This window comes from Bacteroides cellulosilyticus DSM 14838 (assembly GCF_000158035.1).
In the GTDB taxonomy this organism is placed as follows: domain Bacteria; phylum Bacteroidota; class Bacteroidia; order Bacteroidales; family Bacteroidaceae; genus Bacteroides; species Bacteroides cellulosilyticus.
On record NZ_EQ973490.1, the window covers coordinates 643,865 to 652,978 of the forward strand.

7 protein-coding genes are annotated in these 9,114 nt (G+C 44.8%); 5 read left to right on the forward strand and 2 right to left on the reverse strand.

The window, feature by feature from the left end; all coding sequences use genetic code 11:
* Positions 1–4 precede the first annotated feature (4 nt).
* The 4 genes from BACCELL_RS07220 to BACCELL_RS07235 all read left to right on the forward strand — a co-directional run bounded on the left by BACCELL_RS07220 (position 5) and on the right by BACCELL_RS07235 (position 6,354).
* Entirely contained in the window at positions 5–3,217 is a 3,213-nt protein-coding gene (locus BACCELL_RS07220; protein WP_007211002.1) for an efflux RND transporter permease subunit, read from the forward strand.
* A 27-nt stretch (positions 3,218–3,244) separates the two neighbouring features.
* On the forward strand, positions 3,245–4,633 hold the full coding sequence (locus tag BACCELL_RS07225; protein WP_007211003.1) for a TolC family protein: 1,389 nt from the start codon (positions 3,245–3,247) through the stop codon (positions 4,631–4,633).
* Positions 4,634–4,652: 19 nt separating this feature from the next.
* The gene (lpxA, locus tag BACCELL_RS07230) at positions 4,653–5,420 is read left to right on the forward strand and encodes an acyl-ACP--UDP-N-acetylglucosamine O-acyltransferase (RefSeq protein WP_007211004.1); all 768 of its coding nucleotides are present in this window, start codon (positions 4,653–4,655) and stop codon (positions 5,418–5,420) included.
* A gap of 82 nt (positions 5,421–5,502) precedes the next feature.
* On the forward strand, positions 5,503–6,354 hold the full coding sequence (locus BACCELL_RS07235; RefSeq protein ID WP_007211005.1) for a DNA/RNA non-specific endonuclease: 852 nt from the start codon (positions 5,503–5,505) through the stop codon (positions 6,352–6,354).
* Here the strand turns inward: BACCELL_RS07235 and BACCELL_RS07240 are convergent, their stop codons facing one another.
* Together BACCELL_RS07240 and BACCELL_RS07245 are read right to left on the reverse strand one after the other, a co-directional pair.
* Entirely contained in the window at positions 6,355–7,110 is a 756-nt protein-coding gene (locus BACCELL_RS07240; RefSeq protein ID WP_007211006.1) for a carbohydrate-binding family 9-like protein, read from the reverse strand.
* 169 nt (positions 7,111–7,279) lie between these two features.
* Positions 7,280–8,365 (reverse strand): phosphotransferase enzyme family protein, encoded by a 1,086-nt coding sequence (locus BACCELL_RS07245; protein ID WP_007211007.1) that lies wholly within the window; start codon positions 8,363–8,365, stop codon positions 7,280–7,282.
* Between the two features lie 196 nt (positions 8,366–8,561).
* Between BACCELL_RS07245 and BACCELL_RS07250 the strand changes: the two genes are divergently transcribed.
* Positions 8,562–9,114 (forward strand): ligand-binding sensor domain-containing protein (locus tag BACCELL_RS07250; protein ID WP_007211009.1); only part of this gene is annotated, 553 nt, incomplete at its 3' end.

Consider the following 9,114-nt stretch of genomic DNA (forward strand, 5'->3'; position numbering starts at 1 on the left):
TAACATGAAATTAGATAGATTTATTAATCGTCCGGTACTATCCACGGTAATCTCCGTGCTGATAGTAATCCTGGGGCTTATTGGTCTGGCAACCTTGCCTATCACCCAATACCCGGACATTGCACCACCAACCGTATCGGTGCGTGCCACCTATACGGGTGCCAACGCTCAAACGGTGTTGAACTCCGTTATTGCACCGCTGGAAGACCAGATCAATGGTGTAGAAAACATGATGTACATGACTTCCAATGCCACCAACAGTGGTTCTGCCGATATTTCCGTTTACTTCAAGCAGGGAACCGACCCGGATATGGCTGCCGTAAACGTACAGAACCGTGTATCTATGGCACAAGGTCTGCTGCCCGCCGAAGTAACCAAGGTAGGTGTGACCACACAAAAGAGACAGACTTCCATGTTGATGGTATTCTCTATTTATGATGAGACAGACCAATACAACATCGAGTTCCTGGAAAACTATGCCAACATCAACCTTATCCCTGAAGTAAAACGTGTTGCCGGTGTAGGTGATGCGATGGTGATGGGTGTGGACTATTCTATGCGTATCTGGCTGAAGCCTGATGTCATGGCACAGTACAAATTAATCCCCAACGATGTAGTAGCATCCCTGTCTGAACAAAACATCGAGGCTGCTCCCGGACAGTTCGGTGAACGTGGTAACCAGACATTCCAATATACGATACGTTACAAAGGCCGTCTGCAACAAACAGAGGAGTTTGAGAACATCGTTATCAAGGCACTTGACAATGGAGAGATACTCCGCCTGAAAGACATTGCCGAACTTGAATTGGGACGTTTGACTTACAGCTTCAACAATACCGTAAACGGACATAAAGCCGTCAGCTGTATCGTATTCCAGATGGCAGGTAGTAATGCTACCCAAACCATCAATGACCTGGAAACACTATTGGACGGATACTCTGAAAAGTTGCCTACCGGTCTGAAAATCAATATTGCACAGAGTGCCAACGACTTCTTGTTCGCCTCTATCCATGAGGTTATCAAGACTTTGATCGAGGCCTTTATCCTTGTGTTCATTGTGGTATATATCTTCTTGCAGGATTTCCGTTCCACATTGATCCCCGCTATTGCTATTCCGGTAGCATTGATTGCGACATTCTTCGTACTGAAGCTAATCGGCTTTAGTATCAACTTGCTGACCCTTTCGGCCATGGTGCTTGCCATTGCGATAGTGGTCGACGACGCCATAGTCGTCGTCGAGGGTGTCCATGCGAAGCTAGACCAGGGGTATAAGTCCGCCCGTGCCGCTTCCATCGATGCCATGAGTGAATTGGGTGGTGCCATCGTTTCTATTACGCTGGTCATGATGTCTGTATTTATCCCTGTAAGTTTCATGGGTGGTACGGCAGGTACATTCTACCGACAGTTCGGTCTGACAATGGCCATCGCTATCGGTTTCTCCGCATTGAACGCTTTGACGTTGAGTCCGGCATTGTGTGCCATCTTCCTGAAACCACATGATGAACATGGTGAAAAGAAATCGACATTTATCAGTCGCTTCCATACAGGCTTCAATGTGGCTTACGACAAGATGTTGAAGAAATACAAGAATAATGTATTGTTCTTCATCCAGAAGAGATGGTTGAGTTTCGGTCTTGTAGCAGGTTCTATCGTATTGCTGATTTTCTTTATGAAGATCACTCCGACGGGTATGGTGCCTAATGAAGATACAGGTACCATCATGGGTGTAGTAACTCTGCCTCCGGGTACTTCACAGGAACGTGCGCAAGAAGTATTAAACCGTGTAGACAGCCTGGTAGCTGCTGAACCAGCCGTTGCATCACGTACGGTAATCTCCGGTTATAGCTTCATCGGTGGACAAGGACCTTCTTACGGTTCTATCATCATCAAGCTGAAGAACTGGGAAGAACGTTCCACAATGCAAAACTCTAACATTGTTTATATCACGCTCTTTATGCGTGCACAGAAGATTATCAAGGAAGCACAGGTACTGTTCTTTGCTCCTCCTATGATTCCGGGTTACTCTGCATCCAGCGATATCGAGTTGAACATGCAGGATAAGACCGGTGGTGACTTGAACCACTTCTTCGACGTAGTAAAAGATTACAATGCTGCACTGGAAGCACGTCCGGAAATCAACTCCGCAAAGACGAGCTTCAACCCGAACTTCCCGCAGTACATGCTTGACATTGACGCTGCTGCTTGTAAGAAAGCAGGAATCAGTCCAAGTGACATCCTCAGCACTATGCAGGGATACTTCGGCGGTCTGTATGCTTCTAACTTCAACAGTTTCGGTAAGATGTACCGTGTTATGGTTCAGGCAGAACCCGAAGCAACCAAGAATCTGGAATCTTTGTCCAGCATCAAGGTGCGCAACGGCAATGAAATGGCCCCGATTACTCAGTTCGTTTCCATCAAGAAGGTATACGGACCTGATATTATCAGTCGTTTCAACCTGTATACCTCTATGAAAGTAATGGTTGCTCCTGCTTCCGGATATACTTCCGGTCAGGCACTGGCTGCTATCGCCGAGGTTGCCAAAGAGAATCTGCCTGCCGGTTTCGCTTACGAATTGGGAGGTATGGCACGTGAAGAGGCCGAAACCAGTGGTAGTACCACAGGATTAATCTTCGTACTCTGCTTCGTATTCGTTTACCTGTTGCTGAGTGCACAGTATGAAAGTTATATCCTGCCGCTTGCCGTACTTTTATCTATTCCGTTCGGTCTGTTGGGTAGCTTCTTGTTCGTCAACGGTATGAGTGCTATCGGCAATATCTCCATTCTGAAGATGATAATGGGGTCCATGTCGAACGACATTTATATGCAGATTGCATTGATCATGTTGATGGGTCTGTTGGCAAAGAATGCCATCTTGATTATTGAGTTTGCTCTCGACCGTCGTAAGATGGGTATGAGTATAACGTGGGCAGCCGTACTGGGTGCCGCAGCCCGTCTGCGTCCTATCTTGATGACATCACTGGCCATGATTGTCGGTTTGATTCCGTTAATGCTGGCATCCGGTGCAGGTGCTAATGGTAACCGTACGCTGGGTACTTCTGCCATCGGTGGTATGTTAATCGGTATGATTCTGCAGATCTTTATTGTGCCGGCTCTGTTCGTTGCATTCCAATACCTGCAGGAGAAGATTAAACCGATGGAATGGACAGATGTGGATAACTCTGACGCAGAACCTGAAATTGAGCAATACACTAAATAAGTATTAGGTATAAATACTTTTATCATTATGAAGAAACAAATTATAACTCTGATGTGTGCAACTGCTCTTTTAAGCAGTTGCCATATCTACAAATCATACGACAGACCCGAAGATATTACGGCTGCCGGACTGTATCGCGACACGACAGCTGTGAACGATACACTGGCAGCGGATACTGCAAACTTCGGTAACCTGCCTTGGAGGGAAGTATTTACCGACCCTCAGTTGCAAGCGCTCATCGAACAAGCACTTGCCAATAATCCAGATTTGCGCAGTGCCGCTCTGAACGTGAAGAAAGCGGAAGCTGCACTGATGTCTGCACGCCTGGCTTATGCTCCCACGCTTGCACTGTCTCCGCAGGGAACTGTAAGCAGTTGGGATAAGGGAAAGGCTACGCAAACTTATTCGCTTCCTGTCACAGCAAGCTGGCAAATAGACCTCTTCGGTCAGATACTGAACCCGAAACGTGGTGCACAGGTATCTCTGAAACAGACACAGTTCTATGAACAAGCCGTGCAAACTCAGGTAATTGCCAATGTGGCCAATATGTACTACACATTGTTGATGCTCGACCGACAGTTGCAAATTACAGAATCCACTGCCGATATTCTTAAAAAGAATGTGGAAACCGTAGAAGCAATGAAGGACGCAGGCATATACAATACGACTTCTGCCGGAGTAGAACAAACCCGTGCCGCCTACGCACAGGTGCTGGCTTCTCTGCCCGGTATGCGTCAAAGTATTCGTGAAACAGAAAATGCTCTTTGCCTGATGCTGAATCAACCGGCACAGGAAATAGAACGTGGGGTATTGGAAAACCAGCAATTACCAACAGAATTCTCTGCCGGTATTCCTTTGCAACTGTTATCTAACCGTCCCGATGTAAAAGCTGCCGAAATGTCTCTTGCTGCAAGTTATTACGATACCAACAGCGCACGTGCAGCTTTCTATCCACAAATTACATTGAGTGGTTCGGCAGGATGGACTAACAGTGCAGGTTCTGCAATTGTAAATCCAGGCAAATTACTGGCTTCCGCCATAGGATCGTTGACACAACCGCTATTCTATCGCGGTGCTAATATCGCCCGTCTGAAACAGGCCAAAGCACAGGAAGAGCAATCCAAAATCCAGTTCCAAACCACTTTGCTGAAAGCTGGAAATGAAGTGAGCAACGCCTTGTATCAATACCAAATGACCTCCGAAAAAGCCATTTCTCGCGAGATTCAGGTAAATTCAGCCCGTAAAGCTGCGGAAGATACAAAAGAATTGTTTAACTTAGGCACGTCAACGTATCTGGAAGTTCTGTCTGCTGAGCAATCTTACCTCAGTGCACAAACCTCCGAGGTATCCGACACTTTCGACCGCATGCAAGCTGTTATCAGCCTGTACCAAGCGCTTGGAGGAGGCAGAAAGTAATAACTAAAAACTAATTACTATGATAAGTCCATTAGCATTTGTAGATCCTGCCGCAAAGCTCGGCAAGAATGTAACGGTTCAGCCTTTTGCATATATCGAAGGCGATGTAGAGATTGGAGATGATTGTATTATCATGTCCGGTGCGCGTATCCTCGACGGTACACGCTTGGGGCAAAGGAACAAAGTGCATCATGGCGCCGTACTCGGTACCGTCCCGCAGGATTTCCATTATACGGGCGAGAAGAGTCTGCTGATCATCGGCGACCAGAACGACATTCGCGAAAATGTAGTTGTGAGCCGTGCTACACATGAAGGAGATGCCACACGTATCGGCAACGAGAACTTCCTGATGGATGGTGTACACCTTTGCCATGATGTGCAGATAGGTAACCACTGCGTATTAGGACTTAAGACTATTGTAGCCGGTGATTGCCGTATCAGTGACTGCACCATTCTGAGCAGTAACGTCATTTTGCAACAACAATGCCACATCGGAAGCTGGGTATTGATCCAGTCAGGATGCCGCATTGCGAAAGACGTTCCTCCTTATGTGATCATGAATGGTAATCCGGCCGGTTATCATGGCATTAATGCTGTTGTGCTACAGCACAAGCATCAGGTAACAGACCGCATTCTGCGTCATATTGTAAATGCTTACCGTCTGATTTACCAAGGTAACTTCAGCATACAGGATGCTTTGCAAAAGATTGAAGACCAAGTGCCGATGAGTGACGAAATACACAATATCCTTAACTTCGTACGCGAGTCTAAAGGCATTGTAAAATAAAAGAATACTCCTTATTCGGAAGGCGGTCGGGTTTACTCGTCCGCCTTTTTTGTTATCTTTGCACCACCTTACCCATTCAGTTATGAGAAAGAAGAAGAAAAAACAAACGAATAGCAAGAAACAACTGACGCTCCTGATTATCCTGATCATATGCGGCATCGTCACCACTTATCAAACAACGAACTCTAAAGAAAAGGTTACTGGTACTGAGCAAACAGAAACCATCGTTCAGAATCTTCCCCTGAATTCTGATATATACATCAAGCAAACGACCACCCCTGGTACTCCCGAAATTCTTCTGCAACGTACCGGATACCTCGTATCCTATAACTCTAACACCCGCATAGCCAACTGGGTAGCTTGGAAACTGACTCCCGAACGTTTAAAGGAAAATACCGAGCGAATCAATAACTTTCGTCCTGACCCTGACCTGCCTAAAAGTAAAGCCGTCACTACACAAGACTATAAAGGTAGTGGTTGGGACCGCGGACATCTTTGTCCGGCAGGTGACAACAAATGGGACCGTGAAGCCATGATAGAAAGTTTCTACATGACCAACATCTGTCCCCAGCACCACAATCTAAACCGGGGCGACTGGAACGAACTGGAACAGAAATGCCGCAAGTGGGTGAAAAAAGACAGTTGTCTTTACATTGTAACCGGCCCTATCTTCTATGACCGAAAGCCACAGACTATAGGTGAGCATAAAGTAGCTGTACCGGATGCTTTCTTTAAAGTGATACTTTCTCTGCACAAGAAACCGAAAGCCATCGGCTTTATTTATAAAAATAATGAAGGGAACAATCCGCTGGACTCTTATGTAAACACTGTGGACGAAGTGGAGCGGATCACAGGGATAGACTTCTTCCCCGCCCTTCCCGATGATATAGAAAAGGCGGTAGAAGCAAGCTATAATTTGAAAGACTGGAAATAGTTACTCAAAATTCAATGTGCCGAAGAATTCGGGACAGTGGAAATTAGGCTTTTCCAGATTAATGGGATTCCATGAGAGGAAATGAGGCGTTTGCAACTTATCTCCGCATTTGTAGAAATTGGCACGAACCGTCTTTCCGTCAAGACTGGTGATTTGATGTTTGAAGAAAGCAGAATAAGGAATGACTAATGCCAATTCCCAGCTACACTCTCCTACACGTTCTTCAAAAGATTCGCGTCCCAGAGAAGACCAACGCTGCACCTTATCCATTACTTCTTGTGGAGCATGTTCGCGATTGCTACGTCCGCCACCTGCACCGATCAGCAAAGTTCCCACACAGTTACACTCTACATTATAATAAATTCCATCTCCCGCAGGAATAGAAAAGAATTCTACGCAAGCATCTTCCCACACAGCACCGTTATCTCCCGTTGCTACAGCACGCACACTAGCTTCTTTTACTTTGTAATGAACCAAAATCGCATCATCCGTATGAGCTATACGGAACTGCACCTCCGGCTGATAAGGGAATGCCTTCCAATTCACCGTATTGATCGACTGAAAAGCCACCTTTTCTTTATCCAACAAAGCAGGAATATTCTCTACTGCTACATTAGCCAGACTTACTTTTTTTACATTCAACTCTTTCATTTCTTTCTTTTGGGGGTTAGTTGCAGACAAGGGATAAAAACAAAGCAGAGATAAAAACAAGACTGCTGATTTCAACACCAAGTATGCAGGGGTTCTTTTGTTCATATTTTGATTGCATTAAAGAATTCATTTCTTTTCGGTTATGAATTAATTCACCACAGATTACACAGATTGACACAGATTTTATTTTACTGATTATTAGATTAATAAATTTGTGTGAATCTGTGTAATCTGTGGTGAGTCTTATTCCTTTCCATCCTGTTATAAACAGACCTTATACCAATGATTCCTTTATAAACTCCTTCATCTCCGGTGTATATTCCTCGGCACTCTGAAGCAATTTGAACTGCGCCTTTGTACGTACAAGGTTGTGTTCCGGATATTTAATCTTATAATAAGTATCACCATTAATATAATCTGCCAGAAAACGAACACACTGCATGTAGGGGAACAACGCAGCGGCATACGGCAAGTTCTCAATCTCTATTGGAAGCAAAAAGACTTTTGCAGACTCCAGATAGCCTTTTGCAAACGCCTTAAAGATTGCCATATTGAAATTCACATTATTCAGGTCTTTATCATCCTCGGCGCCCGTATTGGCTGCTGAACGAAGGAAGTCTCCGAAATCGGAAAAGATAAAATTGGGCATTACGGTATCGAGATCAATTACGCAAAGCACCTTCCCTTCTTCATCGAACATCATATTGTTCACCTTCGTATCGCAGTGGCATACACGTTTAGGCAATTTACCCTCACGATACAAACGTTCACCTTTACACATTTCGTCTGCACGCTTTTCAATCTCATCCAGATAATATTGCACTTCTTTCACCCGACCCACCGCATCCGCAGCTACGGCATCCCGAAGCTGCTTCAGACGAAACTCCATATTATGGAAGTCAGGAATCGTCTCTCCCAGCGTATCCGGAATATCCGCAAGCATCGCCTGGAAATTGCCAAAAGCAACACCGGCATAATAAGAATATTCCGCATCCACCGTTTCATAAGTCTTTGCATTGGGAATGAAAGTCATGATGCGCCAATAGTTTTCGCCATCATACCAATACGTTTTTCCCGTATCGGCAGGAATAAAAGAAAGTACCTTGCGGTCGATATCATCCGCTCCCTGTTCCGTAAGTTTCTTGCGGATATGCCGGGTAACGGCTTCAATGTTTGTCTGCAACATTTCCACATTCTGGAAGATAGCGTGGTTGATACGTTGCAATACATAGTCGGGCGCGTCGGCTTCCAAAGTAGTCACTTTGTACGTGTCATTAATCAGTCCGCTGCCCAAAGGCTGGATTTCGTTAACTGTACCCTTCGTATTGAAATGGGATACAATGGATTGGAGGTTATTCATGATATTTTATAATAGATTTAAAATTGGTATGCAAATATACACCTTCCGAATGAAAGCAAAAGTCAAAATTCGTCCGACAAACGCCCAAAAATATACATTTCGACAGACATAACCATAAAAAACAGCCAATAAACATCCCCCTTTTGAGCAAAACGCCTTATATTTGTGTTTGAAACCTTAAAATACCGGAGGAAAAGTGCAAAAGTTTATCAGAACGCTGTTTCTTGTTTTAGTAAGCATAGTTACAGCAAACGTACACAGCCAGAATATCACTTTCAATCATTTAACCACCGACGACGGCCTATCTCAGTTTAGTGTCAACAGTTTGTATATTGATGAAAATGGTATCTTATGGATTGCTACGCGCGAAGGTTTGAACCGTTACAATGGAAACGATATACAGACTTACAAACTGAACAAAAACGATCCCTACAGCCTTTTCTGTAACACCGTGCTCCGCATGGCAGGCGACCAGAACGGAAAAATCTACCTGCTCTGTACCGAAGGTGTTGCCCAGTTCGACCTGACTACCCAACGCTTCACCACCCTCCTGCAAGATAACATCAATAGCATATATTATAAAAGCGGCCTTTTCATCGGGAAAAAGAATGAAATATACCGCTATAATGAGCAAACCGATAACTTTGATCTTTACTACCAGATGGCAGGAGAAAACATCGAAATATCCTGCATGTTCGAAGACAAAGGACACATGTGGATAGGAACCACCAGCGAAGGTGTGTTCAATC